Origin of the sequence: Endozoicomonas euniceicola (assembly GCF_025562755.1) — a bacterium.
GTDB lineage: Bacteria > Pseudomonadota > Gammaproteobacteria > Pseudomonadales > Endozoicomonadaceae > Endozoicomonas_A > Endozoicomonas_A euniceicola.
On sequence record NZ_CP103300.1, the window covers coordinates 4,443,657 to 4,468,595 of the forward strand.

Consider the following 24,939-nt stretch of genomic DNA (forward strand, 5'->3'; position numbering starts at 1 on the left):
GTTTTCATTTATTGAGGTTTGTTGGATTTGTCCTAGTCTGGTTCCTGAGCTTTGAATGAGAATCAGGTGATGGGTGGTAAGCAGTTATTTAAGGCGGTAGGGCTTATACTTTGTTGGGCGGGGGACTCCTTTAGTTCGATTGTTCTGGCAAGTGTTTACGATGGAAAGGTAAGTGATGAAGCTGCTTATTTAAGAAACCATGTTCGTGATCTTTATAAAGTAATAGATTGTCAGGAAAAGCTATTAGAACAGACAGGGGAAGGGGAATTGCCTGGCAATATAACCGGTTATTGTTTGAGTAAGTTTTCAGCTTCCACAAAAAATAACCATACAGTCTCGCGATTTAATATTATCTTTGATCAGTTTCTGGGTATTACGTCATCTGTATTGACTGCGGCACCTCCAACAGGAAGTATCGTCATCAACCTTTACATGGTTCACAAAGGCAGTGCTGACAAGGTTTTAAAAAGAGACTTTACGTGGCCATTACTGGATGTGATCGCTAATGCATTCAGTGTCGCTTACTTTCTCCACGGTCGCTATGTGATGGGACGCAATTCAGGAGACCAGGATATTTCCCCCCAGTCCGTCGCTATCGGTTTTGATATAGCCACTATGGTCTTAATGTTTGCCATTATGCGTTGGCAAACCCGGCAAGCTGCAAGGCAGCTTAATGGCCAGGAAGCTCAGTGATAGTTGCCATCATTGCTTCACTTCAATATTGCGCTGATTAATCTGCCAGTTATTTTTTTCTATCTGCTCCGGGCTGCCTTCAATGGCAACCCGCCTGTCCAGTTTGGCCAGGTGCTGCTGCAGTTGTCCGAAGGAGTCGGTTTCCAGTTGCTTTGTAAGCGATTGCTCCAGCTCGGGTTCGAATTGGCTGGCCTGCATAAAGTCGTTGCTGACCGACTGGCAGACGGTTTTTACGGCATTGTGAGGGCTGTCGGGGAGAATGAAGTATAAATTCAGGCTGTCCAGCTGCTCCTGCGCACTGCCCTTTAAGTGGGTCAGATGCCCCACAATTTGCTCTGTCGCAATATCGGCGTAGCGGTTAATGACCAGTTGCTGGGCTTCCAGAGGAAGGTTCTTAGGCGCAATCTGGGCCAGCTGTTCAAAGTGCTCAGGTGTTTTTACCCGCTGGTTTAGTGCTTCCCGCACACCTTCCCATGACTTTTCCCTGACCAGGTTGCGAAGCAGGCTGAGTGTTTCCCTGTTCAGTGGCGGGTGAGATATGGAGCGGTCTGAAAGGTCTGTATCGGGGTGAACTTTAGATTGCAGCCCCTGTTGCAGGTTTTCATCAAGAGAGAGAGGCGAAACCGTTTTGTCGCCCAATGTGCCAACAGGCTTTTCGGTCTGGTTGGTATTTGCGGGCTGTTGGGGCGGTGTAACACCTGAGTTGCCGTCAATCTTTGACATGACCTTCAATCCCTGTGTGTAAAGGTATCATTAGACTTATTATTACTCCATTATTGACATAATAGCCCGATTTATCTGACGGAGCTTTTGCCATGATCCATGCGTTGCCCAAGGCTGAATTACATTTACATATTGAAGGAACGTTGGAGCCGGAGTTGATGTTTGAACTGGCTGCCCGAAATAATATCCAGTTGCCATACCACAGTGTCGAAGACGTTCGTCGAGCCTATGAGTTCAGTGACCTGCAATCGTTTCTTGATATTTATTATGCCGGCGCTGGTGTATTACAAACCGAACAGGATTTTTATGATCTGACCTGGGCCTATCTGCTGCGCTGTCAGCAGGACAATGTCGTTCATACCGAAATCTTTTTTGATCCTCAAACCCATACCGATCGCGGTATTCACTTTGAAACGGTTATCAAGGGTATTCATTCAGCGTTGCAGGAAGGTGAAAAGAAGCTGGGCATTACCAGTCAGATCATTATGTGCTTTTTGCGTCATTTAAGCGCTGAAGCGGCTATGCAAACCCTGGAAATGTCACGCCCCTGGCACCACTGGATGATTGGGGTAGGGTTGGATTCTTCTGAAGTTGGTCATCCCCCGGAAAAATTCAAGGCGGTATTTGCCAGGGCAAGGCATTACGGTTTAAAAGCCGTCGCTCACGCTGGTGAAGAAGGCCCGGCAGATTATATCTGGGGAGCTATCAAAAGCCTTGGGGCTGAACGCATTGATCATGGTGTTCGGTGTGAGGATGATCAGCAGCTGGTGAATTATCTGGTTGAACATCAGGTCCCTTTAACCGTTTGCCCTTTGTCGAATGAAAAATTAAAAGTATTCAGTCACCTTGAAGATCACAATCTTAAATCTATGTTAAACAAAGGGCTGCTGGTGACGGTCAATTCCGATGATCCGGCTTATTTTGGTGGCTATGTTAATGATAACTATCGGGCCGTTCAGTCAGCATTGTCGTTAACCGACGATGAAATCTGCCAGTTAGTAAAAAACAGTTTTAATGCCAGCTTTATCAGTACTGAGCTGAGGACTGGCTATCTGCAACAACTTGAAAACGCCTTTAAGGAGTTTCAACAGCATGAGTAAAACAATCGTCATTACCGGGGCTAATCGAGGATTAGGACTGGAATTTTGTAAACAGTATCTGGCTGAAGGTCATAAGGTTTACGCCTGCTGTCGTTCACCGGAGTCTGCGGAAGAGCTACTGAAGCTGAAGCAAGAGGCTGGAGGCAGGCTTGAAGCTGTGCCTCTGGATGTCACTAATGCTGCTCAGCTGACCAACCTGAAATACACTTTGCAAGGTCAGAGCGTTGACCTGTTGATTAATAATGCTGGTGTGAGTGGTCAGCGGTTGTCATTTGGTGAGGTTAATGAGCAGGAGTGGATGAAGGTTCTGCATATAAACACGGTTGCTCCTTTGCTGGTGGTTCAGGAGCTGGTTGACCTGATGGCTGCTGACGGAAAAATCCTGCTGATGACCAGCAAAATGGGTAGTATTGAAGATAACACCTCCGGTGGAAGCTATATCTATCGTTCTTCCAAAGCTGCCCTGAACGCCGTTGGTAAAAGCCTTGCCCTTGATCTGTTTGACAGAGGGATCAGCGTTGCTATCTGTCATCCGGGTTGGGTTCAGACGGATATGGGCGGCCCTAATGCCTTGATTAACACTGAAACATCTATTCGTGGTTTACGTGACGTCATGGAACAGCTGACGATTGACAAGTCGGGTCAGTTTTTCAGTTATGACGGATCGATTATTCCCTGGTAATTGACACCGTAATATCTGTCCCCATCTTCCAAATTTCTACTATTTATGAAGCACCTCAAACTCTGTATCGAAAAATATACAGAGTTTGAGGTGACCTTATAGAGCCCTGATAGCAAAATGCCCCCCAATTAGTTATTGACCCGAAAACTCGGGGCAAGTTTTTGCGCTCTATTTCAGGAGAAATTGTCAGGTGCGAATGAATAAGTTCAGAATGACTGCTCTGGCGGCAGCCGTGGTTCCAGCAATCTTAATGAGTCATTCTGTTAGTGCTAATGAAGCTGATCAGCCTGATCCAGCAGATTTGACCCGCCCTAAAACCTTTGTCTGGGCGCAGGCAGGTTACAGCAAAGATAAGATTAAAGGCGAAAAATCTTACGACACAGGTGTAGGCAAAATCACCGGCGGCCTGTCAGGTAATTTTACCGAAAAGGCTCAGTATATGGGTTTGCTGGAGCAGGGCTTCGACAGAAAAGGCGCTGCTAACACCCGCGGGCGACTGTTTACCACCTTTGACACCGGTAACTCTGTGATGTCCAGAGTCGGTCTTTCCGTTGACTACATTCGTCATGCGAAAACCAAAGACACCACCGCTGCGGTAGGTGTTATTGGTAAGTTTGACGCTAACGAGTGGCTGGCTTTCTATCCAAACCTGGCTGCCGTTGAAGCCAAAGTGGGCGCAACCAAGGAAAAGAGCAAGGGTTATCAGTTCAACCTGTTCACCAGTGTGTATCTCAACGATAAAGGCATGTACTCCATGATCATGCCTCAGTACACCGATCTGAAAGATGTGACTGTTAAGAAACTGGAAGTCTCTCTGGGTGCACCGTTAACCGCAGACGCCAAAACCTGGTGGGATGTGAAAGTGGGCTACACCAAGAACGAAGGTAAGAAGAGACTGGCTACTTTCGAATCTGACGGTGCTGAGCTGCTGTTTGGTGTAAGCCACTATTTCTAAGCCACTATTTTTAAGGCATTATTACCAAGCCTGAACAGCCATAGGCGACACTGGATTTGAAGGTTGCGGTTTTCATGGTGGATTCGGCTTAAAAAAAAAGACGACTGAACGGAAGGTCGGTCGTCATTCAACCATAAGTCTATTGACCAGTATCCTCACTGGTTATCAGGGGAAATCGAGTAAATGAAAAAACAACTGCTGGCTATTGCCATTTCTCTGGCAGGTATTTCTGCTGCCCACGCCACCACCACTTATCACCAGCCTGACCAGAAAATGCTGGACAACCTGGAGTCTTACCAGGTCAGTGCCGCCAACTGGGAAGAAGCCAAAAACATGCGCTTCACCATGTCTGACGCGCACCTTTACCATAACTACGCGCTGGTCACTCCGGATGCGAAAAATAAAATGCCCCTGAAAGTCGTGGGTGGTTTTGACCCGGCGAAAATGATGGTTGACGATATCCGCCCTGGCAAGAAAATCAGCATGTACAACGTTATGCGTGACCGGGCGGCTATCCAAAGTTATGTCATCATGAACAAGGATGGTGAAATCCTTTCTGAAGATTATTGGTCAAACACTGAAGAAACGACCAACCACCACGTTATGAGTGCGCACAAGTCGTTTTCTTCCATGCTGGCGTTCGCTGTTGCTGATGCGGGCTACTTCAAAATGTCCGACCCGATTGGCAAGTACGCACCAGAATTTAAAGGCAGCAAGTTTGAGAATGTCAGCATTCAGAACTTCGCTGATATGACGGCAGGTGTCTGGGATCTTCCCAAGTCCCGTGATGACTACCATAACTGGGGCATGACCGGACTGACTACCGGTTCCTGGGACTCCCACATGGCGGTTTCCGTGGGTTACAACGGTCTGGTGAAGGACAAGGATGGCAAGCAGGTTCCACCAGTAGACGCTTACGGTCAGCTGAATAACTTCAGTGAGTGGCTGAAGGTTTTTGCTAAAGAAGTTAAACCTTCTGCCGGACCAGGTGAATTCTACGCCTACCGTGACGTAAACACCGAAATGCTGGGTCTGGTGGTTACCCGTACCACCGGTCTGCCATACGCTGAAGCCCTGGACAAATTCATCTGGAGCAAAGGCGGCTTTAACTATCCGGTCAGCTTCTTCGTAAACCAGGAGAAAGAAAGCGCGGCTTCCGGCTCCATGAACGTGACGGCTCGTGACTTTGCTATCGGTTCCTACCTGATGGTTCACGACGGCAAGAACTGGAAAGGCGAGCAGGTATTCCCTAAATCCTACGTTGACGCCGTTAAGAACGGTGATGAGGTAGTGAAAAATGCCTGGGCTCAGCGTGAATATGAAGCGCTGGTTTACCCACAGGCATTCTACAAGAACCAGTGGCGTACAGTGACCGATCCTGAAACCGGCAAAACATTCTCTACCATGATTGGTGTGAACGGTAATTTCTCTGCCTTTGACCACGAGACCGGTAATATTATTGCGGTTCAGGGCGCTTACCGCGAGCCAACCGGTTACGCTTACGTAGAGGTTTATGTGCGTAGCGTTATCCAGCCGATTTTTGACGAGCTGGCTAAGAAAAACAAAGGCTAATCCCATTCGGCCTTAAAGAATAAGCAGTTGCAGGGACGCAGCTGTTCTTCGAAAAGGATGCTTCAGAGTTAATTGCTCTTTGGGGCACTGACAGGCCCTCCAGAATCAGGATCAGTTATGAAAAAAGCATTGCTGGCAACAGCCGTTGCATTTGCCTCCCTCTCATTTAATGCTTCAGCCACAGTGACCTTCCATGAAGCTGACCAGAAGATGCTGGATCAAACCGCCAATCTGGGTATTACTCAAGCTAACTGGGACGCCAATGAATTTGTGTCCATGTTTTATATTGAAGCCCAGCGGGTCAGTGACCATGCGGTGATCTCCAAAAGTCAACAGCCTCGCCGTTTTGAGAAATCCGATAAAACACTGGATTTGGCGTCAGTCAAGGTTAATGACGTTGATGGTTCTGAATTGTCCCTCTATGACTTGCTGAGAGACCGTCTGCACAACCGCTCAATGGTTGTACTTCAGGATGGCAAGCTGGTTCATGAACACTACTGGTCCGGCACCAATAAAGACACCAAGCAGCTCACTATGTCAGCGGGTAAGTCGATCACCAGCTCATTGATGGCAATAGCCCAGTCCGAGGGATACCTTAAGTTCAGCGACCCGGTTAAGAAGTGGTTGCCAGAAGCCAAAGGTACTGTTATTGGTGACGGGCCTTTACAGTACATTTCTGATATGCGTTCCGGCTTCGCCCTGATTGATGAGGTGCAGAATGTTTACGGGGATGACTGGGATACTTCTATGGAAGACGCTATCTCCTGGCACGGCCATGTAGATACAGATTGGGTAGGTATTAAGGATTACACCCCGCACCTGACCAAGCTGTCTTACGAGCAGGGCAAGAAGTACGAATACCACTCTTACAACACCGAAGTTCTGGGTCTTGCTACCCAGCGGGCCGTGGGCAGGCATTTTACGGATTACCTTGCGGAGAAAATCTGGAATGAAGGTCAGTTCACGTCGGACACCACCATTATGGTTGACCGGGAGAAAAACGTCATTGCCAGTGGCTCCATGACCATGACCACCCGGGATTTTGCCAATATGGGTGATATCTGGGCTCACAATGGTCAGTCGCAAAATGGTACCCAGGTGATTCCCGCAGACTGGCTGAATGATATCTGGGAAGGCAATAAAGAAGTGCGCAATGCCTGGGCGAAAGGTAAAGAGGCTGCCTTGGCGGAAGGCTTTTACAAGGACCAGTTCCGGGTATTGAACCTGGGTGGTCAGGAATGGCTTATCGCTGTCGGGGTTAATGGTCAGATTATTGCGGTAGAGCGTGACAGCAAAACCGTTATCGCCATGTTCAGTAGTTATAACGTTCCCTCTTCACCACGACTGGCGGTCGGCTTTTTCCATACCGCTATTCCGGCGATTATGGATAACATCAAAAAATCCTAATCAACGAACTGGTTAGATAAATACCCCGTTCTGCGCTTTCAGCAGTAACGGGGTATTTTTTTATATGGAGATAACATGTATTTACCCCTTGCCATTCTCGCTTCATTTGCATTTCTATACAGCATTCTGGCAGGCCGCTTAGAAAAAACACCCATCTCAGGCCCCGTGGTTTTCATTACATTTGGCTTACTGTTGGGACCGTTGGGAGCAGGCTGGCTTCAGCTTGATGTGACAGGCACTGAGCTAAGAGTGCTGGCTGACCTGGTGCTTGCCCTGGTGTTGTTTTCTGATGCTGCCAGTGTGAACAAAGTGGTCCTTAAATCGGGTTTGTCTCTCCCTCTGCGAATGTTATTGATCGGACTTCCCGGAGTCATTGCAGTGGGATTTCTGGCTGCCTGGCTGATGTTTGATTCGTTAACTCTGTGGGAGATGGCGATTCTTGCCACCATGCTCAGTGCAACGGATGCCGCTCTGGGGAAAACCGTTGTCACCAGTAAAGCCGTTCCGGCGAATATTCGTATGGCGCTTAATGTTGAGAGTGGCTTAAACGACGGTCTTTGTGTACCTGTTCTGTTTTTGTTTATTGCCCTTGCGACTGCCGACGCAGGAAGTCATGACACATCCGCTCTGGCGGTTCAGCTGGTGGTGACTGAGATAGGGATTGGCCTTTTTGTCGGTCTTTCAATCACGGCATTGGGTGTCTGGTTTATTTTTCATGCCTGGAGGCGGGGCTGGATAACTGACCTTTGGGGGCAGCTGCCTGTTACCATGCTGGCCCTGACCTGCTTTGCTGTCGCACAGTCGCTTCATGGCAGCGGTTATATTGCCGCTTTTGTGGGTGGACTGCTGTTTGGTTATATAGCCAGAAGAAGGGCGCATGAGTTGGTGCTCGATACAGAAGGCACGGGCGAGACACTGGGTATGCTGACCTGGATTCTGTTTGGGTCAGTGGTTATTCCTGAAGTTATTGACCACTTTACCTGGCAGATTTTCGGATATGCCGTGTTAAGCCTTACTGTTATTCGAATGCTACCTGTTTTGTTGTCTCTGGTGGGGACGAAAGAAAGTTGTGGAAAAAGGCTGTTTCTGGCCTGGTTTGGTCCCCGGGGGCTGGCAAGTATTGTCTTTGCCGTTATCGTACTGAATCAGGATATAGCCGGTGCTGAGCAGTTGGCGGTCATTGTTTCGTGTACTGTACTGCTTAGTGCAGTGATACACGGAATCACGGCCGTTCCTTTTACCTTGCTATTGAATCGCTTTGATCGTAAAGAGCGTTAAATCTGGTCAATATAAACGCCCCGGTACCGACATCAGCGGTAACGGGGCATTTTTGTTAACGATATTTGAAACGGTAAGTTTCCATTGGCAGATGACCTGGATTTCCCGGAGAGACGTGGTAATCAATAAACTCGTTATCAATTTCCACCACATGCCACAGGTTAGACGTTTCCATCTTTTCATCCACCGGCTTGTTTATTGGCTTGTGGGTGAACAGCTCCTGCCATTTCTCGACGGTCATCTGGGCAGGCGTTTTTCCTTTCGTTGCCGCTGAAATCATGTCGAACCGCTTAACGCTGTCTTTGTTCAGCGTCCAGTAAATTTCCGGCAGGGCCTGCATATCGACCTTCTTGCCTTCCAGCTTCAGCTCCTGTCGGTAGGAACCGGACAGGTCATCATTCGCCCGGGCAACATTGGCAATGGCCATCCACGAACCGTCGGTTTTCATTTCCGCCACTTTATTGGAAGAAACCTCGAAGGTTCGGGTGCCACGATGGTCAGTCAGGGCATAGGCCAGTCCGGCGGCAGGTTTTACTGAGTTCAGGAAGTTAATGGCTTTGTCCACAGAACCCGCTTCAACCAGTTTGCGATAGATAAATATCTGGGCCAGGCCATTGTCCACATCGTGAGCCAGCTGGAACTTGGAGTGTGGAGTAAATGTGTAACCTTCTGAAGCGTTAATGCCATGACCGATAAGGGTACCGGCATAAGTGGTGGTCAGCAGAACGGTGCCGTCTTCCAGAACATGCTTGATCAGTGCCTGACTGCCTTCGAAATGACGGGTCCAGTCCAGGGTGTAAGCGACGGTTGACTGACCTTCACCCCATACAGAACCATGGGAGCAGTGTCCGGATGGCAGGCCAAGACCTGCTTTTTCTGAGGCCAGCATCGGGTCGACGCCAGTCATTTTTTCCAGTACCCAGAAGGTTTCATCAAAGTTGAGGTTGTAGACAAAGACATCTTTAAAGTCCAGCCTGGCACCATCGGCGATGCCTCTGATTTCCTCTACCAGTTCTGGCGCTTCTTTCAGGGCTGTCTGGTACAGGCCGGTCTTTTCAAAAAAGAAGGTTCGGTAATCGTCCCAGGTGTAGTCAGTGCCTGCCATTTCCAGAAACGCTGACACCATATCGTATTTAAAACGGTTCAGGGTTGGACGGATAACCTTGCGGAGTGCTTCGCCATGCTGAACGCCGCGCTCATAGGAAGTGCCTTTAACTTCAACGGTAAAGAACTCGGATTTCTGGCTGTCCAGATCCACCTGAAACTCAACAGGAGGAATACCGGTAAGGCCTTGAGCGCTGGCCATCAGGCTGGCTGGTACAACGCTTGCCGCAATGGCTGAAGCCAGTAGGGCTGCACTCAGTTTTCTTTTCATGGTCATTGCTATCAATCACTTCTATCAGTAATGTTCAGGCCGTCCTGAGCTGGTATCGCCGGACAGGTTCAGTCATTTCAGGTTGTGTATTTTTAGGGCATCTGGCGGAGAATGCATGGCAGAGTGTGTAACCAATCAGTAGCAGAGAGTTGTGTGTTAACAGACGAAAAGAGGGGAGCCATGAAGATTGACGCAGTCAAGGCGTTCATGCTGACTGAAGAGACCGGATCGATCTCTGAGGCAGCCAGAAGAATGAAGAAACCCAGAGCGATGCTGAGCAACTGGATTTCGGCACTGGAAGATGAGTGGGGTGTCAGTTTATTTGACCGAACCGGCTATAAGCCAGTACTGACGGATGAAGGCAAGAGTCTTCTCTCTGTTTGCCGTTCGCTGCTGGCCAGTGCTGATATGCTGGAACGCAAAGTGTCCAACATTCTGCAAAATGATGAAAAAAGTCTTACATTCGGAATGGACCATGGCGTTGAACAGAGTTTCATTATTGACGCTTTGCAAGAACTGGAACACGCTCACCCCACATTGAACCTGACGATAAAAACCGGGTTTGATGATGAGCTGATTTATGGTGTTGAATCCGGTGAAATAGATTTTGTTTATACCAGTCTGGTTGAGCCGGATTTATCTCGTTTTGTTTGTCGGCAGATTGGTTTTTCTGATTTTGTTGCGGTCTGTCATCGTGATCATCCACTGGCCAGTTATGATTATCTCCAGGTCACGGAACTCTATAATCAGCGACAGATCTGGACCCGGCTTCACTCTTCATCAGACTCCAAAAAAATACGCATATCTGACAGTTTCTGGCAGGTCTCTGATTATAAAACCGCCATTGACCTGGTTATGCGGGGGCTGGGCTGGACCTATTGTCCAAAAAGCTTTGCTATAGAGAAGATTCGTGACGGCGAGATGGTTATATTGAGCCACCCCCAGGCAGTTTATCGGTGGCCAGTGGGTTTGCTCTGGCGTGCAGACCGCCAGCCAGGACCGGTGATGCAGCATTTGATGGATATTATTGCCAGTTCGACCTTTCAGTCATAAACGGCCATAAGCGTGTTCAGTCCTTGAAAAACCTCAATCCGGCCCGTCCGGACTCAGACTCATCAAAGGCTTTCACGACGAAGCGCTGACTGGCGATTGGAACGGTTATCGCTCCTTACGCCTGAACAAACAATACCGCGTGATCTACACCATCGAACCCCAAATGGTGCAGGTCAAGGTCATCAAGGTGACAGCCCATGACTACAAAAAACGATGAATGGCTTCCCGCCACTAAACAGATCGATGTAACAGTGGGTGAATCCGTTCGCATTCTGCGCGAACTTCAGGGGCTCAGTCAGAACCAGTTGGCGGAGCGTACCGGCATCCCTCAGTCCACCCTGTCTGCCATCGAAAACAACACTGTAAGCCTGGGCATCCACCGGGCCAAACAGCTTGCTATCGCTCTGAGTTGCCATCCTGCTGTCTTGTGCTTTCCTGGCTGGGATGTCAACCAGAGAGTAAGTTAAGCTCGACAGGCTTCTGGTAGGTGAAACTGGAACAATGTTTGCTGAAGATAGAACTATACTGAGGTTCCATCCTCCTTCGGTACGACCTTTGCAATGCCTAAATCATTTGCCTCCTCGGCGGACATGACCGCAAAATCCATGACTTTTGAAATGCTCTCTGAAGGTGTCTATGCCTTTACCGCAGAAGGCGATCCCAATACCGGTGTAGTGGTTGGCACTGAAGGGGTTCTGGTTTTTGACAGCCAGGCCACCCCGGCAATGGCGCAGAAGGTTCTGGATGCCCTCAAAGAAGTGACTGACCTGCCGGTCTGCTACGTGGTACTCAGTCATTATCATGCGGTCAGAACACTGGGAGCCTCTGCATTCTCCGGGGCTAAAGTCATTGCCAGCCATGCAACATCTGAACTTATCACTGAGCGGGGAAAGCAGGACTGGGAATCGGAACTGCGACGTTTTCCCAGATTGTTTGAAAACCACGAGACGATCACAGGCCTGACCAGGCCGGATATTCTGTTTGATGAGTGCCTGACCATTGACCTGGGAAATCTGAAGGTTGAAATCATTCATCCGGGGCCCGGGCATACAGGGGGAGATACGATTCTCTGGCTTCCTGAACAGCGCATAATGTTTGCGGGCGACCTGGTCGAGTCAGGCGCTACGCCCTACTGTGGTGATGCCTATCTGCATTGCTGGCCGCAAACACTGGGTCGCTTGCTGGAAATGGAGCCTTTGCAGTTATTACCGGGTCGTGGCAAAGCGATGAAAAGTCAGGAAGGCTCGCAAACTGCCATATCCACCACCAGTGGCTATGTTTCACGACTCTATGAATACGCCAGTGATGCTGTTGCTCAGGGTATGAAGCTCGCAGACACTTTTGACTATATCCGCATGAAAATGGACAGGGATTACTCATCCTGGGTGATCTATGAGCATTGTCTGCCATTTAATGTGTCCAGAGCCTTTGATGAGGCTTCTGGCTTAACTGTCCCTTCTATCTGGACCGCAGAGCGGGATAAGCAGGTTTGGCAAGCCCTGCAAAAATAACTCTGAGAAAAGTAAGTCTGGGGATGGTCGATAGTTACCAATAGATAGTAACCAATACCCTCTATTTCTCAGCTAACGGCGCACCTATGCAACAACTGATCCACGACTTTGTACTTCTCTTTGCCGTTATTGATCCGATTGGAACCTTGTTGCTCTTTTTATCAATCACGGGTGGTTTTTCTCCCGGTGATCGTAATCGTATAGCGTTGCGGGCGACGATTTATAGCGGAGCCATTTTGCTGCTGTTTATCGTTGTCGGACAATTGATCCTCACCGCCATGGGCATTCGTCTGGGGTCATTCCAGATGGCGGGGGGCGTAATCCTGTTCATTTTTTCTTTGAAAATGATTTTTGGAGAAGATGTTTCTCACTCCCATGACCGGGCTGAACCAGGGCATGATATTGCCGTTTTTCCTCTGGCGATTCCTTCCATGGCAAGCCCCGGCGCTTTGACCGCTGTCGTTATTATTACCGACAACCGCAGGTATGGTCTGGACGAGCAAATCCTGACATCCATTATTCTTGTAGTGGTTCTTCTTATTACCTATCTGCTTCTATTGATGGCTAACACCATTCATAAATGGCTGGGAGACAGCGGTTCTGCCATTTTGATCAGGGTGATGGGAATGCTGCTTTGCGCGTTGGCGGTTGAAATTGTTTTGCAGGGATTTGCAGGACTTGGGGCAGGGCCGCCCAGTCATTTGTAGTGGTTGATTTCTTCAGAAACATTTTTATAGCAGTGAACGATTCTATCCAGCAGATCAGATGGGTTATCCTGACCGGACTGATAGGCAGCTGCTTCCAGTTTTGCCGTTAACTCAACAAGCTCTGATGCACCAACGATTGCAGCAGCCCCTTTTATTCGATGAGAGAGTCTGGCTATTGAGCCGTATTTCTGGTCAGTGATAGCACTGCTTAGCTCTTTCAGGTCGTGATCTGTTGTGCTGATAAACTCCGTCAAGAGCGCGTTGAGCATGGTCTTATTACCATTAGTGATCATCCGAAGGTTAGTCAGGTCCAGCATGACGGTTTTCCGATCCTCTATCTTTCCTGCATTTAAAATTTCAGGAATTTATTCATGACAGCTTGTAATGCCCGGTCAAAGAATTGCTGATTGTCCAGCAGTTCAACTCTGTGGTTTTGTATTGATTTTTCCAGCTCCGGGCCTGACCACTCCGCGACCTTCATACCCGATTTGTTAACAAAGACATAACGGTCTGTGTGACAGTTGATGGTCGCCAGTTTACAGCGCAGGTGGTGATCATTTTTACCGATGAACTCAACCCACTGACCAACAACAGGCATTTCTGTACCAGAAAATGGCTGTGGCAGGGTATCAGAGATTGAAAGGTCGATTTCCGGTTCAGGGAATTCAGACTCCCTGATTTCATCCGTTTCTACTATTGGTTTGTTTTTTTGCTGGTCGGCTTGCTTCTGGATAACGATCTCTTCTTCAAGACCAATATGTTTATTGGTCATGGAGTCAATGGCATGAAGCCATTCCGCTACAGCGAATGGATTAATTTCAACTCCATTAAACTGATCAAGAAGATAATTTTTCAGTATTTGCCAGTCATCATCCGGTATGTCTTTCTGGCGATTTTCCTGAAGGTTCCACAGTAACATATCCAGAGTATTGACTCGGTGAAACCATTCTTCATCAGAGCTGCCCTGCTCAAAAGAGAACTGTAGAACGGCTTTCCAGCCTGAGCATACCAGCTCTTTAAGGGACTTCGGCACATTATGCCTGGTGAGATAAGAGTCCACTATATCATCGATAGGAGATACCGCTGTCGTATTACTGGCAGGGTCGATGACCGGCTCTGAATATTCTTTGGTTAATTCTGGTGTGTTAAGGATTGCTTCCCCTGCACTGTCGGTATCCCACAGGTCGTCTTCAACGGTCTGTATTGAACATTTGTTGATCAATAACAGTTCTTTATTAAATTCGTCGAGACATTCAGAAAATATATTGGGATTGTCTGTAAAGCTGCGGATAATTGTTTTGACGGTATTTTCAATAAGATGAACAACAGGTTCGTCACTGTCTTTACAGTGCATGCCTGCAGATGTCATATCATTCAATAGTTGTCTGCCGGGATGCTCTCTGTTGGATAAGAAATCCTGATCAATTAAAGCCAGTTTTAGAACGGGTATTTGCAGAAGTCCAATGATTTTTTTAATGATATCCGGTAGTTCGTGGTCGTCTATGATGTATTCAAATAATAAACCGACAAGATTAATCAGGTCTTCCTGTCGGGGAGAAAGATTTTGTGTAATTCCCCGATTTATTAAGGCATGTTTAATAGATTCTGATAAATTTGAAATGGATGAAGTTTGCTCTGATAACTCATCCTGAATGCTGGTTAATGTTGAGGCGAGATCCTCAGTTGGATAACTCGTTGCAGAAATGATAAAAGAATCGGCACCTGTTTCATTCAGGGTTTTGTTAAATTGCTGACCAATCATTGATTCAACTCTTGAAACCACCTGCTGGGCAATCTGGTTTACCAGATCGCTATCGGTATCGCTATTACTATTGGTTAGTTCCTGGTTGGTATTCTTTTTTGAGTTAGTGCTAGCAATCGTTTCAGTGTAAGAAGATATTTTTGGTGTGTTCAGTTCCAGCCCCATCTCTGAGAGATCGGTATCTGCCTGTTGCCACATTTGTGCAGTCGTGAATTTCAGATGCTTAGTGAACAGTGATAAAAATTCCTGAGCCGTATCAACATCAAGATTTAACGGTACCAAAGCACTGGCAAATGCTTCGCAAAGGGCCATTGAACCAATGGGCAGATGTGTAGAGTCTGAAGGTGTAAAGTCTTGCAGGCGTGATTCACAGTTATAAAGATTCTGCACTTGTTCGCAGATTTCCATTTGTCTGGCGGCTGCCTGCCAGGCCAGCTTTTGTTCAAGGATCGTATTATCAACTAAACATAAGTCATTGTCTGGCTGGAAATTATCCGTCGTTTTTTTAGCTTCAGTCCATTCACTGACACTGTTGAACAGGTGTTTGGTAAATGCTTCAACTATCTCAGCCTTGGAGCGTTTTACTTTTTTTCCTGTTTCAATTAATTGCATCAGGTCAATGTCGCTGGCAGCTGTGAGCTGTTTTTCCGATACATGGTCAGCTAAAGAATTAACGGCAGGATTGATCTTGGGAAGGATGTATTGGTTTAACAGTGTTTCAAATAGCATTTCTATCTCAAACTGCGCAACAGGTGAGGTTGGCGTGTTGATAGAAACGACATTACTACGCTGCTCAGACATGTACAACAACTCCCTGTACTATGAGTATTTTTATTAGTGTGTGTTCTAGTTTTTTGATTGAACTTAAAAAAACATATTTTTATTATTGTAATTTATTTGCTGGTTACTTTTTATAAATTAACTTCATATAAGAACGACGCTATATTCTTGTTGTCAATTTTTTGTCAGTGATATAGTTCATGGCATCAAGTGTCATTGCTTCATTTCTTTTGTCATTTCTTTTGCTCTTTCAATGGCTTTTTGGAATCCGGTTTTAAACATTCCTTCCCGAATTTGCCTTTGTAGTTCTTCAGGCGTTATTTCCCCTTCAGCTGCCTGGTTATCACTTGCAGCCGCTTCCATATCTTTGTTTTTCTTCATCATGTCTGAGAAACGATCCGCTTCAATGGCATCAACCGGGCTTTTAGGCTGAACCGGGTCGACCGGGTTGCGGCTGCTATCAGGGCGTAGAGGCTCTGCATCAGTGTTATTGATCATATTGGGGCTCCCGTTTGTGGGCTGGCTCATCCATTTACTATAGCTGAGTTGCCGTTGCTCATTGTCCTAGTCCCTTGATTTAACAGGGCTTCAGGTTAGCACAGTATATAAATGTTGGCAGGTTTGTTCGTGAATTGTTGTCGCTGGTGTGTGTGCAGGTGGTGGGACTTCGTTTCGAGGGGTCAGCTTTTGCTCCCTATTTTTAGCGAGCAAACAGTGCGGAAATCTGCGCGCTGTTGCTGGTGGGTGTGCTGGTGTACTGTAGAAACTTGCGGTTTTGTCCGGTGCTGGCGTACTGACCGGATTTGAGTCATTCTCTCCAGCCCTTGCAAACCGTGGGCTGTAGCGGTGCTGACCGGAAATAGGACAAAGTGGGTCACTTTTACACGGTCGAATACCAGTGTGAAAAGCTAAAGCCCTTGCTATACGTGGGCTGTGGGGTTAGTGCCTTTTTACCTCCCTTATAGAAAGACGGAAAGGAAAGACATACTATAGATATCTTAAGATAGAGCTAGAGATAGTAACCTACTAATGATGTATTACTAATGATGTATTACTAATGATGTATTACTAATGAGTATGTATTCTGAAGTAGTACCACCACTGCTGATGTATACCAGTACCAGACGTTAACGAGCTTGCATAAAACTGAAGCTAGCAAGGGTAACACCAGTTCCATGCAAGCACAGACGTATTAAATAAGCCGTTTTAGCTTATTAGTGCTTCTGGTTAAGCTTCAGGTTTGAAAGTTTCCAGTATGTGTCCCATCAGGCTATGTGTTGTCTTCAGATCAGCATACAATTCAGGATTGGTTTTTAGCTGTGGTAGTACTGGTGTCAGTGCTTCCCTGAAACTATTGGTAAACAGGTTTACTTCCGGTGCTTCTGGTTTAGCTGTTGGTGGTACTTCAGGCTTGACCGTAGGTTCAGCTTCTTTGTCAAAATTAGATACCGTATCCTTTTTTGACAGATTGACGTGGACAACCTGACGGCTTAGTCCCAACTGTTCAGCTATCTCAGTCTGTGTCTTGCCTTCTGCTTCCAGTTCATCAATAGCAATGTCCCGTTTAACCTTAAGACTCTTATTGATTCCTGCAACGGCTTTCTTTGCCATTGCTTCAGACACACAAGCCATTGTTGCTACTTCTTTGTATTCAATACGCCAAACATTGCTTCCAGTATTCAACAACACATCAACAGCTTCAGTACAGGCATTCTGTTTATCGGCGTTAGTCCGTGGCTTTGCCAATACATGCTCTGAGTTCGCTTGAATGGCGTATCTTTTGGCGGCATATACATCAGCACCAGTACCAACTATTTCGATCTTGGCATTGACGTTTTGACCGTGTTCTTTGCGGATAGAGTCTAATGCGTTCCAGCGATGGAAACCGTCAACCAACCAGTATTGAGGTATTGGTGTACCGTCAGGTTTCAGTGCTGGTGCGTCGTCAATACGCCAGACCTTTAGCGTGGTTTGTTGTCCGTCTTCAAGGATACTCAAGGCAAGCTGTTTGATATGTTCGGGGCATACTTCAGCCCGTACTTGGAACCGTTCGTCTTTGATTACATTGTTGAGGCTGGTGATAGAGGTATTCATTAGGTTTTCTCCAATGTTGGCTAAATCTAAATCCCGAATATTCGGGTATTAAAAGTATTTGGTACTGGTGGTGCTGGTGGCTCAATTCTCAGTATGTCAAAACGACATAGTGGTTGTACTGGTTGTACTGACTCAATTCTCAAACTGTCAAACCGACGTATTGACTTTTCAGTGTGCTGGTGGCTGTCAATGGGACAACCCCTAGCCATCCGCAGGCGTCATACGTCGTTCGACTAATTACCGGGTATAGAGTCATTCATACATGAATCTGATATATCCCTGCTCTCTATAAGGAAGGGGAAAAGCCTAAGCCGCTAGACCCCTTGCTATCCGTGGCCTCTAGCTCTTTGAGTCACTTTCACATGCTCGAAAAGTGCGGTATTTTGTCCTATTTCCGGTCACTGCCAAAACCTTGTACCTTTCAGCAATGGCGTAAATGGTTTGTCGTGTACTGTCGCTGTCCGGTATCAGTAGTCTGTCCAGTATGCCCAGTGATTCACCAGTCAGCTCCGGCTGGTCTCTAGTCTCTGGAAGTAGTACCGCTTCCGCTTCCACTACTGCCCTAATCGTTTCCAGTTCGTTCCGGTCAATACCCGCTACGTCTGCGGCGTCCCGTAGCTCATCACTGTTCGTGGCTGCGTTGATGTACTCCATGCCTTGTACCTGCTCCTGTTGCTGCGTCGGAATGCGTGGCTATTTGATCAACGTCTTTCGCTGATTGAAAGGTGGTATCTGACGTCTTTACTTCCACTGGATTGGTGTACCAGTGTGATCGGTTTTGAGGCTTGGTGAGTGTGCAGGCGGTGTCGTGTGGTGACGGGAAAACTTTACAAAAAAGGGCAACCATTGCAGTCGCCCTTTGCTCTTTTTCTAGTTTTCCTTGCTCACCTCTACGTACTTATACGACCCCTTGATTTTAAAGGGCTATAGCTCACTCACTTCCCCTTTACCCTATAGAAACGAGTGAGTGAGTGAGTAGGTGGGTGAGTAGGTGAGGTGGTAACTACTTATCTATGTTTTTAGCTCTTCTTGCTCTTTGAAACCCTAGGGAAAACAAGAACAAGAAGAGTAGAAATTTACATAACCAACAGCGTCAACACATCGCCGTTCTTTTCAAGGTGTCCACTTTCAACAAGGTCAGTTACCCAGTTTGAGTAATTGCTGATCTTAATGCCTTGCGCCTTCAGGTCATCCCGTACCACTGCGTACGTATGCGGTTCACCTGCTGCCATTCGTGACCGTACCGCCTGCAATACAGCCTCTTTGTTCTTACCTAGCGGCTTGATCTTATCAACCTGCTGAGGCTCTTTATCAGTCTGCAACAGCACAGCACTGGTGATCATGCGCCCTTTCTTGTCAATTACTCCGAGGTCAACAGTGGCGAACTCAAAGTTCATTGGCTTTGGTTCAACGCCGTCCTTCATTTTCGTACATGACAGAGTAACGATACTGTCCTCTGACTTCTTGATCTTGTATTCAGAATCTAATGCGCCGATCAGAACCGAACTGCCACGACCACGCTCTTGAGTACCATGACCAGTGTGGTGAACTAACAGCACAGTACAGCCGTATTTCTTTTTGATCTTGTCCACTGCCTTAACAAAGGCGTTCATATCCCTTGTGCTGTTCTCGTCACCAGAGCCAAAGCAACGGGCAACAGTATCAATGACAACGAGGTTAGGTGCCACGCCGTCAAAGCAGTAATCAATATTGTCAAACAGTTCAACCAACCCTTCAGGTTCCCCAATCAGGATAGGGCTATCAGTCATCGCCAGACCACCCTTGTCCGTTGGGTCGATGCTTTTCTGGTGCTTAATCCGCCATGCCTTCAGACGACGTTTAATACCGTTGTAACCCTCGCCTGCAATGTAGAATACAAACCCTTGTTCAACGTCATGCCCTTGCCATGGTGTGCCTGTAGCCACGCAGCAAGCAAGGTCGATGGTCATAAATGATTTACCGCTGGCTGGTGGTGCGAATACACAAGATACGCTGTCCTTTTCGTACCAGTCCCAGACTAACCAGTCCGGTGCAGTTACTTCTGCATTGTCGTCTGACATCATCGTTCCTTTAAATCGTTCTTTAATACGTTGCTGCAACTGCTCTTCAGTAATAAACCCATCGGCTAGTTGTTCAGCCGTGTCATCGTCCAGCGCTCGTTTACGTGGCGTACCGTCTGCCGTGTTGTGTTTCAGGTACAGTTTGCCAGTTGCTGCGAGTGACTGCCCATTGTCAGCCTCCAGTTCTGCCTGCATACCTGCAAGCTCTTCTGCTCCAAAGAACTCAACCACTTCTGGTGCTGGCTGGATAGGTGTATTGGTAGTGTTGTATACTGAATCAGTCATTAGTGACTTACTCCTATGGGTTGCTGGTGGCTGGCTGCGAGGTTTCTGTTCCAAAAGTCGCCTCGCAGTTTCACCACCTGATTAACTTGCCTTTTTACTTTGGCACTATTTCAAATAATAAAAATATAAGTGCTTCCACTCACGCCGTCTTATTCCAGTGGCGTTTGACTGTCGGCAGACTGATGCCAAGTTCCTTAGCCACTTGTGTTTGCTTCAAGCCTTCAGACTTCAAAGCCTGTACCTTGTCTGTTGTCTTTGTGGCTACTGGTCTGCCGATCACTTTACCTGCTGCCCTTGCCCTTGCTTGTCCCTCGATTGTGCGTTCACGAATACGATCTTTTTCAAACTGAGCAACAGAGGCAAATACCCGTAAGATGAGCTTGCCCTCTGAGCTGGTCAGGTCGTTGCAGGGCAAGTCCATGCTGACCACTTTGATTCCCATATCTTGCAGCCGGTCAATGGTAGCCAGTACATCAATCATGTCACGTCCTAACCGGTCAAGCTTCAGAACAACCAGAGTGTCGCCAGTCTCTAATCGATCAAGCAGGCGGTTGAACTCAGGTCGTTCACTGGCGACTACAGCACCGCTAATGGTTTCACTGATGATACGTGTATCGATAACGTCGTACTGCTTGCGGATAGCGATAGCCTGATTCTCTGTTGTCTGTTCAGCTGTTGATACTCGGCAGTATGCAAATGTACGGCTCATAACTAATACCTTTTCCTGTTGAGGTGTCATTAAGTGTGTTCATGATACCTTTAGGTTTTAACAATTGCAATACCCTATTTATTGATACCTGAATAATGACACTTTCTGAGGTATTAATAACTGGTCGCTTGATGATACTGTGTTGATACTTAGGCTTGCTGTGGTCTGGCTGGTGGCTGGTAGTCGGCTGGGTGGGCGTTTTACCCACTCAGGTCTGGTCGTGCTGATCAATGGCTGGTCTCTGGTCAGGCTGGTGGCTGGACTAACACCACCACTACTATATGAGTAATCGTTTCAGTAGTGGCAGTCGTCGCCAGTCCCGGTAGAAAAAAGGGACGGGTCATCGGTCAACGCTGGCGGCAATAGGCAACCCGAAAGGCAAGCCGCCAGACCGGCATGGGGGACTTTTCGCGCCGGATATATAGGTAAGAAAGGTGACAGAAGTGTGTGGTATTTTTAAAACCGGCAATAGGAAACCCGCTGTATATATAAGGTACCCTAGATATATACGCCGGTATAAATACGGTCACACAAACAGCCTGAAATGCTCAGAGCCAATTTAAGCCGTTCTGAGAGCTTTTCTACTGAACCTATCCAACTGCATAGGGTCATGCCTTAAATCGTCTCCTAGGTGCCTCTATGACTGCCGTTCGTCTAACGCTGGTATTAAATCAATTACCTTTCTCATACGCTGCACATCAAAGCCTGTCCCATAGACTTTATGAGCTATCTGTTTCTGAGTATGGCCTAGCACCGCTGCCAGTAATCCATCAGTACAGGTCTCCACTGCACGCAGCCTGTTAGCCATACCATGACGAAACGAATAGACACTATAGTCTTCATGTGTCCGACGTATCCACTTGTTTAATGTAGCTCTGCAACCTGCGAGGCTTGAGCCGTAAAGGTCAACGATTGAGTGGTGTAATGGGATAAGTCTGTCACCTGCTTTGGTTTTCGTGTCGGTGATCTTCAGGCACTTGATACTGTCTTTGGTTTCCCATGCCGCACAATTAAGCAATTCACCTGTCCTGATGCCAGTAAAATAATACAAGCGATAGGCATTGTGATGTTCCTCCGGGCTGGTGGCTAATAGCTGCTGCATCAGATCGGGAGTCATCGGCGGTGTGCTGTTGCCTTCGACAGAACCAAAGCCGCCTACCTGTTGAAACCGTGATATTTCAAGGTGGTCTGTATTCTTGACTATCCAACTGAACAAGCTAGCGACTTGAGCAAACTTCCATTCAGCGGTTTTAGGTGAGTATTGTTCCAATATTGATTCTTTGAAGGTAGACACATCACCCTTACTGACTTCAGTCACACAGGTAATACCGCTACTCTCAATGAATGCGTCCAGTGCCTTCCGTGACTGCTGGGTGTTCCAGTTTATCCGGTGTGGCTTCCACTTCCCGATCTTTACCCTACTTTGGCAGTACTGGTTGAACAATGCCTCAATGCTGGGTATCTGCGGTTCAGGCTTTGTAGGTAAAGTATTAATAGTATTGTGATTGGTATTATTAGTATTGATTTCAGTATCAAGCCTGCAAACCTTTCTGATACTGTCGGCGTACTTTTGGGCGTTCTCTGCGTCCTGCCTGTCCATTAACGGGAAATAACTTTCCTCTGCCTCTGGCAATTCATTCAGGCAACCGTCAATGGTGGCAGTGAGTAAACTGCAAGCCTTGGCTCTGGCTGCTTCAAGTTCCGTCTTCAGATCGGCAAAGATATTTAGTTCCAAACTGCGTATTTCCAGTATCAAATCTATTAACCTAAATTCAGCGGTTAACCCCTGAGCTAAACTCTAACCCTCAACAATATTGAGGGCTCGAAGATGGTTCGACCACCAAAACCCACTCCCCCAAAGGGTGAGTTGTCTGAAATGAAAAAAGATCCCTTATCCGTCAAACTCGAAGTCGATTCTTTCGACGGTAAAATTCATGTCGAGTGGGAGCCTGAAGCATCGGTCACCCCAATGGGACAGCTTCCTTTTTTTATACAGTTTTTAAAAACAGGTCACCGATTTGAACCCTGGGTTAACGATTGCCCACTAACTTATAAAAGCCCAAACGCCCCTCAAAAAGTGGATGTGATTGGCTCATTAATGCTTTCCATTCTTTCAGGACATAAACGCTATGCGCATATCGGAACAATTATTGGTGATAAAGTAAACGCTCAGTTGCTCGGGATGAAAAAAATTGTCAGCGATGATTCTGCCAGGCGTGGTTTAAAGAAGATTGACGAAGATGAAGGCGTTGAATGGATGCAAAAACACCTCCATCTCTGTTTTGATCCGTTATTAACCATTCCATGGATTATGGATGTTGATGTTACCGTGAAAACCATTTATGGGCATCAGGAAGGAGCGGTTAATGGCTATAACCCACATAAGAAAGGGAGACCCTCTCATACTTACCACTCATATATGATGGCTAATCTTAAATTAATACTGGAGGTTGAAGTCAGACCCGGAAATCAAAGTCAAAGTAAATACTCTTTACCCGGTTTAATGGAGCTATTAAATCGACTTCCAAAACGCTGCTGGCCTGAATTTGTTCGTGGTGATTGTGATTGGGGAAGTGACCGGGTAATGAGCGAATTGGAAGATGCTGGTTGTCATTATCTTTTTAAAATGAAGAAGCACGACAACGTTAAGAAAGCCATAGGGAATGCACACTGTAGCGGAGGATGGGTAAAATACGACAACCATTGGGAGGGAAAAGAATCCGTAATTAAACTGTCAGGTTGGAAAAAAGAAAGACGCATAATTATTGTTCGAAGACGGCGTCCTGAAAATGAAATACCGATGTTGGAAAAAGGAATAAAAGAACGTCAACAAACGTTAGCATTAATAGAAGAGCCAGAAAATATAAAAGCTTACGAGTATTCGGTTCTGGTCACATCTCTTGATAATGATATAGTCTCGATCATTAATCATTATCGCAATAGGGCTGACTGTGAAAATAACTTTGATGAAATCAAAAACCAATGGGGCTGGGGCGGTTATGTAACAAAAGATATGGCAAGATGTCGAATGCTGGCCCGAATGGTTGCCTTGGTTTACAACTGGTGGACGCTATACGTTCGATTGAGTAATCCGGACTCCCATAAAGAATCAATTACCAGCCGTCCCTTATTAATGAGTTCAATTGGCAAGCTGACCCACTCTGGCAACCAAAAGAAAATAAAGCTGACAAGCCAGCATCGATGGATGTATAAAATTGCGAAATTACAAAGTGAACTGTGTGATTTTTTTGATTCAATCAAAAGTATCGCACCGCAGTTGAATCCAATTAACGCATGGTGTCGTATTTTAACGAAAGCGGTCTCAAAATTTTTGAAAAAAGGGCAGGTTATTACGATGCAACCATTAATTCGATCGGGCTAATGACTTAAAAAAACGCTGCTCAGAACCGTGAGAAGCTATTCCTAATGGCATGGCTCAGTGGCGTTCAACTGCTGAATTTAGGATTAACGAGGAAAGAACCTTTGCCTGTGTTGGGCTTGCGGTCTTTAAACTGATGGAGTGTATGCGATTCTGGAACCTTCTGTGATAGGTAAAGTTGCCCTGTCGCTGTCGTAAATGTTGGCAAATATTAGGTCGTAACCCTTTGATACCGCTGGAGATACCGGAAACACTGTAGGCATGGACACTATTTACTATAGATAGATATATCGGCCTTGTTTCTGATAGCTGCCTGACAATGGCAGTTCCGAAGGAGATAAGGGATGGGACGACAGTTCTAAACAGGGTAAATCGTTATTTCCAATCTGTGTAAAAAAATAATCTTTAGCCGTCCATGTCAGGGCCGACAACTGACTTAGTCAGTCAGGAGAATTTTATGAGCGGTGAACACTTCACGTTAACGATCAGTCAGAGCACCACAGACCCCGGTGACTTTGCCATTCACATGAAAGAAGACGGGCAGCCTGAGCAACTGCTGGTTCACCTGCGATTTATGCACTTGCCAATGTTTAACGACACCTATCTTGACGACATCGTCGGAGTCATGGCCCGCAAGCTGGCTAAACGCATTATTGAATGGCGAGTGGCTCCGGATGATAACACCCTGTCCCTCGCGGCTGATGAAGAGCAAGTCAAAGCGGTTGTTGATGAAGTCATTGACCGTATGAAAAAAGCGGATTGATTTAAGACACAGGTTTTTTCAGTGAATCAACCGTAAGCATTCGGTAAACCC

25 protein-coding genes are annotated in these 24,939 nt (G+C 46.8%); 15 read left to right on the forward strand and 10 right to left on the reverse strand.

Annotated features, from left to right (window positions below):
- The first annotated feature begins 51 nt into the window (after nucleotides 1-51).
- Nucleotides 52-693 carry a hypothetical protein gene (locus NX720_RS17835; RefSeq protein WP_262596385.1) on the forward strand — a complete coding sequence of 214 codons (642 nt, stop codon included), beginning with the start codon at nucleotides 52-54 and terminating at the stop codon, nucleotides 691-693.
- 9 nt (nucleotides 694-702) lie between these two features.
- On the opposite strand, the gene NX720_RS17840 is transcribed toward NX720_RS17835, so the two are convergent.
- The gene (locus tag NX720_RS17840) at nucleotides 703-1,416 is read right to left on the reverse strand and encodes a hypothetical protein (protein WP_262596386.1); all 714 of its coding nucleotides are present in this window, start codon (nucleotides 1,414-1,416) and stop codon (nucleotides 703-705) included.
- A gap of 92 nt (nucleotides 1,417-1,508) precedes the next feature.
- Between NX720_RS17840 and NX720_RS17845 the strand changes: the two genes are divergently transcribed.
- The 6 genes from NX720_RS17845 (at nucleotide 1,509) to NX720_RS17870 (ending at nucleotide 8,410) form a co-directional block, all read left to right on the forward strand.
- The gene (locus NX720_RS17845; RefSeq protein ID WP_262596387.1) at nucleotides 1,509-2,516 is read left to right on the forward strand and encodes an adenosine deaminase; all 1,008 of its coding nucleotides are present in this window, start codon (nucleotides 1,509-1,511) and stop codon (nucleotides 2,514-2,516) included.
- Nucleotides 2,509-3,198 carry an SDR family oxidoreductase gene (locus NX720_RS17850; protein WP_262596388.1) on the forward strand — a complete coding sequence of 230 codons (690 nt, stop codon included), beginning with the start codon at nucleotides 2,509-2,511 and terminating at the stop codon, nucleotides 3,196-3,198. Before NX720_RS17845 ends, NX720_RS17850 begins: the two co-directional genes overlap by 8 nt.
- Nucleotides 3,199-3,394: 196 nt before the next feature.
- Nucleotides 3,395-4,153 carry a hypothetical protein gene (locus tag NX720_RS17855; protein ID WP_262596390.1) on the forward strand — a complete coding sequence of 253 codons (759 nt, stop codon included), beginning with the start codon at nucleotides 3,395-3,397 and terminating at the stop codon, nucleotides 4,151-4,153.
- Nucleotides 4,154-4,336: 183 nt separating this feature from the next.
- Nucleotides 4,337-5,725: a serine hydrolase gene (locus NX720_RS17860; protein WP_262596392.1), complete on the forward strand. Its 1,389-nt coding sequence runs from the start codon at nucleotides 4,337-4,339 to the stop codon at nucleotides 5,723-5,725.
- A 117-nt stretch (nucleotides 5,726-5,842) separates the two neighbouring features.
- Nucleotides 5,843-7,132, forward strand: coding sequence for a serine hydrolase domain-containing protein (locus NX720_RS17865; protein WP_262596394.1), 1,290 nt, complete (start codon nucleotides 5,843-5,845; stop codon nucleotides 7,130-7,132).
- 75 nt (nucleotides 7,133-7,207) lie between these two features.
- Nucleotides 7,208-8,410, forward strand: a complete 1,203-nt coding sequence (locus NX720_RS17870) for a cation:proton antiporter (protein ID WP_262596396.1) — start codon at nucleotides 7,208-7,210, stop codon at nucleotides 8,408-8,410.
- Between the two features lie 55 nt (nucleotides 8,411-8,465).
- Here the strand turns inward: NX720_RS17870 and NX720_RS17875 are convergent, their stop codons facing one another.
- On the reverse strand, nucleotides 8,466-9,785 hold the full coding sequence (locus tag NX720_RS17875) for a C45 family autoproteolytic acyltransferase/hydolase (RefSeq protein ID WP_262596398.1): 1,320 nt from the start codon (nucleotides 9,783-9,785) through the stop codon (nucleotides 8,466-8,468).
- Nucleotides 9,786-9,965: 180 nt separating this feature from the next.
- On the opposite strand from NX720_RS17875, the gene NX720_RS17880 reads away from it, so the two are divergent.
- The 5 genes from NX720_RS17880 to NX720_RS17895 all read left to right on the forward strand — a co-directional run bounded on the left by NX720_RS17880 (nucleotide 9,966) and on the right by NX720_RS17895 (nucleotide 13,056).
- A complete protein-coding gene (locus tag NX720_RS17880; RefSeq protein ID WP_262596400.1) occupies nucleotides 9,966-10,838 on the forward strand; it encodes a LysR family transcriptional regulator in 873 nt (290 codons plus the stop codon).
- Nucleotides 10,839-10,923: 85 nt separating this feature from the next.
- Nucleotides 10,924-11,055: a type II toxin-antitoxin system mRNA interferase toxin, RelE/StbE family gene (locus tag NX720_RS27230; protein ID WP_404831102.1), complete on the forward strand. Its 132-nt coding sequence runs from the start codon at nucleotides 10,924-10,926 to the stop codon at nucleotides 11,053-11,055.
- Nucleotides 11,036-11,305, forward strand: coding sequence for a helix-turn-helix domain-containing protein (locus NX720_RS17885; protein ID WP_262596402.1), 270 nt, complete (start codon nucleotides 11,036-11,038; stop codon nucleotides 11,303-11,305). Before NX720_RS27230 ends, NX720_RS17885 begins: the two co-directional genes overlap by 20 nt.
- 123 nt (nucleotides 11,306-11,428) lie before the next feature.
- Nucleotides 11,429-12,349 (forward strand): MBL fold metallo-hydrolase, encoded by a 921-nt coding sequence (locus NX720_RS17890; RefSeq protein ID WP_262596403.1) that lies wholly within the window; start codon nucleotides 11,429-11,431, stop codon nucleotides 12,347-12,349.
- Nucleotides 12,350-12,435: 86 nt separating this feature from the next.
- Complete coding sequence (locus NX720_RS17895) at nucleotides 12,436-13,056, forward strand: MarC family protein (RefSeq protein ID WP_262596404.1); 621 nt, start codon at nucleotides 12,436-12,438, stop codon at nucleotides 13,054-13,056.
- On the opposite strand, the gene NX720_RS17900 is transcribed toward NX720_RS17895, so the two are convergent.
- From NX720_RS17900 to NX720_RS17930, 7 genes are all read right to left on the reverse strand, one after another.
- The gene (locus NX720_RS17900) at nucleotides 13,047-13,373 is read right to left on the reverse strand and encodes an Hpt domain-containing protein (protein WP_262596406.1); all 327 of its coding nucleotides are present in this window, start codon (nucleotides 13,371-13,373) and stop codon (nucleotides 13,047-13,049) included. The two genes, NX720_RS17895 and NX720_RS17900, sit on opposite strands and share 10 nt — an antisense overlap.
- A 32-nt stretch (nucleotides 13,374-13,405) precedes the next feature.
- Nucleotides 13,406-15,619, reverse strand: coding sequence for a DUF1631 domain-containing protein (locus NX720_RS17905; protein WP_262596407.1), 2,214 nt, complete (start codon nucleotides 15,617-15,619; stop codon nucleotides 13,406-13,408).
- Nucleotides 15,620-15,811: 192 nt separating this feature from the next.
- Nucleotides 15,812-16,096 carry a hypothetical protein gene (locus tag NX720_RS17910; RefSeq protein ID WP_262596408.1) on the reverse strand — a complete coding sequence of 95 codons (285 nt, stop codon included), beginning with the start codon at nucleotides 16,094-16,096 and terminating at the stop codon, nucleotides 15,812-15,814.
- Between the two features lie 729 nt (nucleotides 16,097-16,825).
- A complete protein-coding gene (locus tag NX720_RS17915) occupies nucleotides 16,826-17,692 on the reverse strand; it encodes a hypothetical protein (protein ID WP_262596410.1) in 867 nt (288 codons plus the stop codon).
- A gap of 339 nt (nucleotides 17,693-18,031) precedes the next feature.
- A complete protein-coding gene (locus NX720_RS17920; RefSeq protein WP_262596412.1) occupies nucleotides 18,032-18,346 on the reverse strand; it encodes a hypothetical protein in 315 nt (104 codons plus the stop codon).
- A 422-nt stretch (nucleotides 18,347-18,768) separates the two neighbouring features.
- The gene (locus NX720_RS17925; RefSeq protein ID WP_262596414.1) at nucleotides 18,769-20,037 is read right to left on the reverse strand and encodes an AAA family ATPase; all 1,269 of its coding nucleotides are present in this window, start codon (nucleotides 20,035-20,037) and stop codon (nucleotides 18,769-18,771) included.
- Between the two features lie 139 nt (nucleotides 20,038-20,176).
- Complete coding sequence (locus tag NX720_RS17930; RefSeq protein WP_262596415.1) at nucleotides 20,177-20,746, reverse strand: recombinase family protein; 570 nt, start codon at nucleotides 20,744-20,746, stop codon at nucleotides 20,177-20,179.
- A 139-nt stretch (nucleotides 20,747-20,885) separates the two neighbouring features.
- Between NX720_RS17930 and NX720_RS17935 the strand changes: the two genes are divergently transcribed.
- Nucleotides 20,886-21,035: a hypothetical protein gene (locus NX720_RS17935; protein ID WP_262596416.1), complete on the forward strand. Its 150-nt coding sequence runs from the start codon at nucleotides 20,886-20,888 to the stop codon at nucleotides 21,033-21,035.
- A gap of 348 nt (nucleotides 21,036-21,383) precedes the next feature.
- On the opposite strand, the gene NX720_RS17940 is transcribed toward NX720_RS17935, so the two are convergent.
- Nucleotides 21,384-22,481 carry a site-specific integrase gene (locus tag NX720_RS17940; RefSeq protein WP_262596417.1) on the reverse strand — a complete coding sequence of 366 codons (1,098 nt, stop codon included), beginning with the start codon at nucleotides 22,479-22,481 and terminating at the stop codon, nucleotides 21,384-21,386.
- A gap of 93 nt (nucleotides 22,482-22,574) precedes the next feature.
- Here NX720_RS17940 and NX720_RS17945 point away from each other — a divergent pair, with 93 nt between their 5' ends.
- Both NX720_RS17945 and NX720_RS17950 read left to right on the forward strand, forming a co-directional pair.
- Nucleotides 22,575-24,128: a transposase gene (locus NX720_RS17945; protein ID WP_262596418.1), complete on the forward strand. Its 1,554-nt coding sequence runs from the start codon at nucleotides 22,575-22,577 to the stop codon at nucleotides 24,126-24,128.
- A 454-nt stretch (nucleotides 24,129-24,582) separates the two neighbouring features.
- Complete coding sequence (locus NX720_RS17950; protein WP_262566054.1) at nucleotides 24,583-24,888, forward strand: hypothetical protein; 306 nt, start codon at nucleotides 24,583-24,585, stop codon at nucleotides 24,886-24,888.
- The last annotated feature ends 51 nt before the right edge of the window (nucleotides 24,889-24,939 follow it).

Excerpts from the sequence above, each read along its gene's own strand:
- NX720_RS17925 (WP_262596414.1), bottom strand. The coding sequence starts at position 20,037 with ATGACTGATTCAGTATACAACACTACCAATACACCTATCCAGCCAGCA.
- NX720_RS17880 (WP_262596400.1), top strand. The coding sequence starts at position 9,966 with ATGAAGATTGACGCAGTCAAGGCGTTCATGCTGACTGAAGAGACCGGA.
- NX720_RS17930 (WP_262596415.1), bottom strand. The coding sequence starts at position 20,746 with ATGAGCCGTACATTTGCATACTGCCGAGTATCAACAGCTGAACAGACA.
- NX720_RS17860 (WP_262596392.1), top strand. The coding sequence starts at position 4,337 with ATGAAAAAACAACTGCTGGCTATTGCCATTTCTCTGGCAGGTATTTCT.
- NX720_RS17890 (WP_262596403.1), top strand. The coding sequence starts at position 11,429 with ATGACCGCAAAATCCATGACTTTTGAAATGCTCTCTGAAGGTGTCTAT.
- NX720_RS17865 (WP_262596394.1), top strand. The coding sequence starts at position 5,843 with ATGAAAAAAGCATTGCTGGCAACAGCCGTTGCATTTGCCTCCCTCTCA.
- NX720_RS17885 (WP_262596402.1), top strand. The coding sequence starts at position 11,036 with ATGACTACAAAAAACGATGAATGGCTTCCCGCCACTAAACAGATCGAT.
- NX720_RS17950 (WP_262566054.1), top strand. The coding sequence starts at position 24,583 with ATGAGCGGTGAACACTTCACGTTAACGATCAGTCAGAGCACCACAGAC.
- NX720_RS17905 (WP_262596407.1), bottom strand. The coding sequence starts at position 15,619 with ATGTCTGAGCAGCGTAGTAATGTCGTTTCTATCAACACGCCAACCTCA.
- NX720_RS17840 (WP_262596386.1), bottom strand. The coding sequence starts at position 1,416 with ATGTCAAAGATTGACGGCAACTCAGGTGTTACACCGCCCCAACAGCCC.
- NX720_RS17845 (WP_262596387.1), top strand. The coding sequence starts at position 1,509 with ATGATCCATGCGTTGCCCAAGGCTGAATTACATTTACATATTGAAGGA.
- NX720_RS17910 (WP_262596408.1), bottom strand. The coding sequence starts at position 16,096 with ATGATCAATAACACTGATGCAGAGCCTCTACGCCCTGATAGCAGCCGC.
- NX720_RS17945 (WP_262596418.1), top strand. The coding sequence starts at position 22,575 with ATGGTTCGACCACCAAAACCCACTCCCCCAAAGGGTGAGTTGTCTGAA.
- NX720_RS17850 (WP_262596388.1), top strand. The coding sequence starts at position 2,509 with ATGAGTAAAACAATCGTCATTACCGGGGCTAATCGAGGATTAGGACTG.
- NX720_RS17855 (WP_262596390.1), top strand. The coding sequence starts at position 3,395 with ATGAATAAGTTCAGAATGACTGCTCTGGCGGCAGCCGTGGTTCCAGCA.
- NX720_RS17895 (WP_262596404.1), top strand. The coding sequence starts at position 12,436 with ATGCAACAACTGATCCACGACTTTGTACTTCTCTTTGCCGTTATTGAT.
- NX720_RS17900 (WP_262596406.1), bottom strand. The coding sequence starts at position 13,373 with ATGCTGGACCTGACTAACCTTCGGATGATCACTAATGGTAATAAGACC.
- NX720_RS17875 (WP_262596398.1), bottom strand. The coding sequence starts at position 9,785 with ATGAAAAGAAAACTGAGTGCAGCCCTACTGGCTTCAGCCATTGCGGCA.
- NX720_RS17915 (WP_262596410.1), bottom strand. The coding sequence starts at position 17,692 with ATGAATACCTCTATCACCAGCCTCAACAATGTAATCAAAGACGAACGG.
- NX720_RS17920 (WP_262596412.1), bottom strand. The coding sequence starts at position 18,346 with ATGGAGTACATCAACGCAGCCACGAACAGTGATGAGCTACGGGACGCC.
- NX720_RS17870 (WP_262596396.1), top strand. The coding sequence starts at position 7,208 with ATGTATTTACCCCTTGCCATTCTCGCTTCATTTGCATTTCTATACAGC.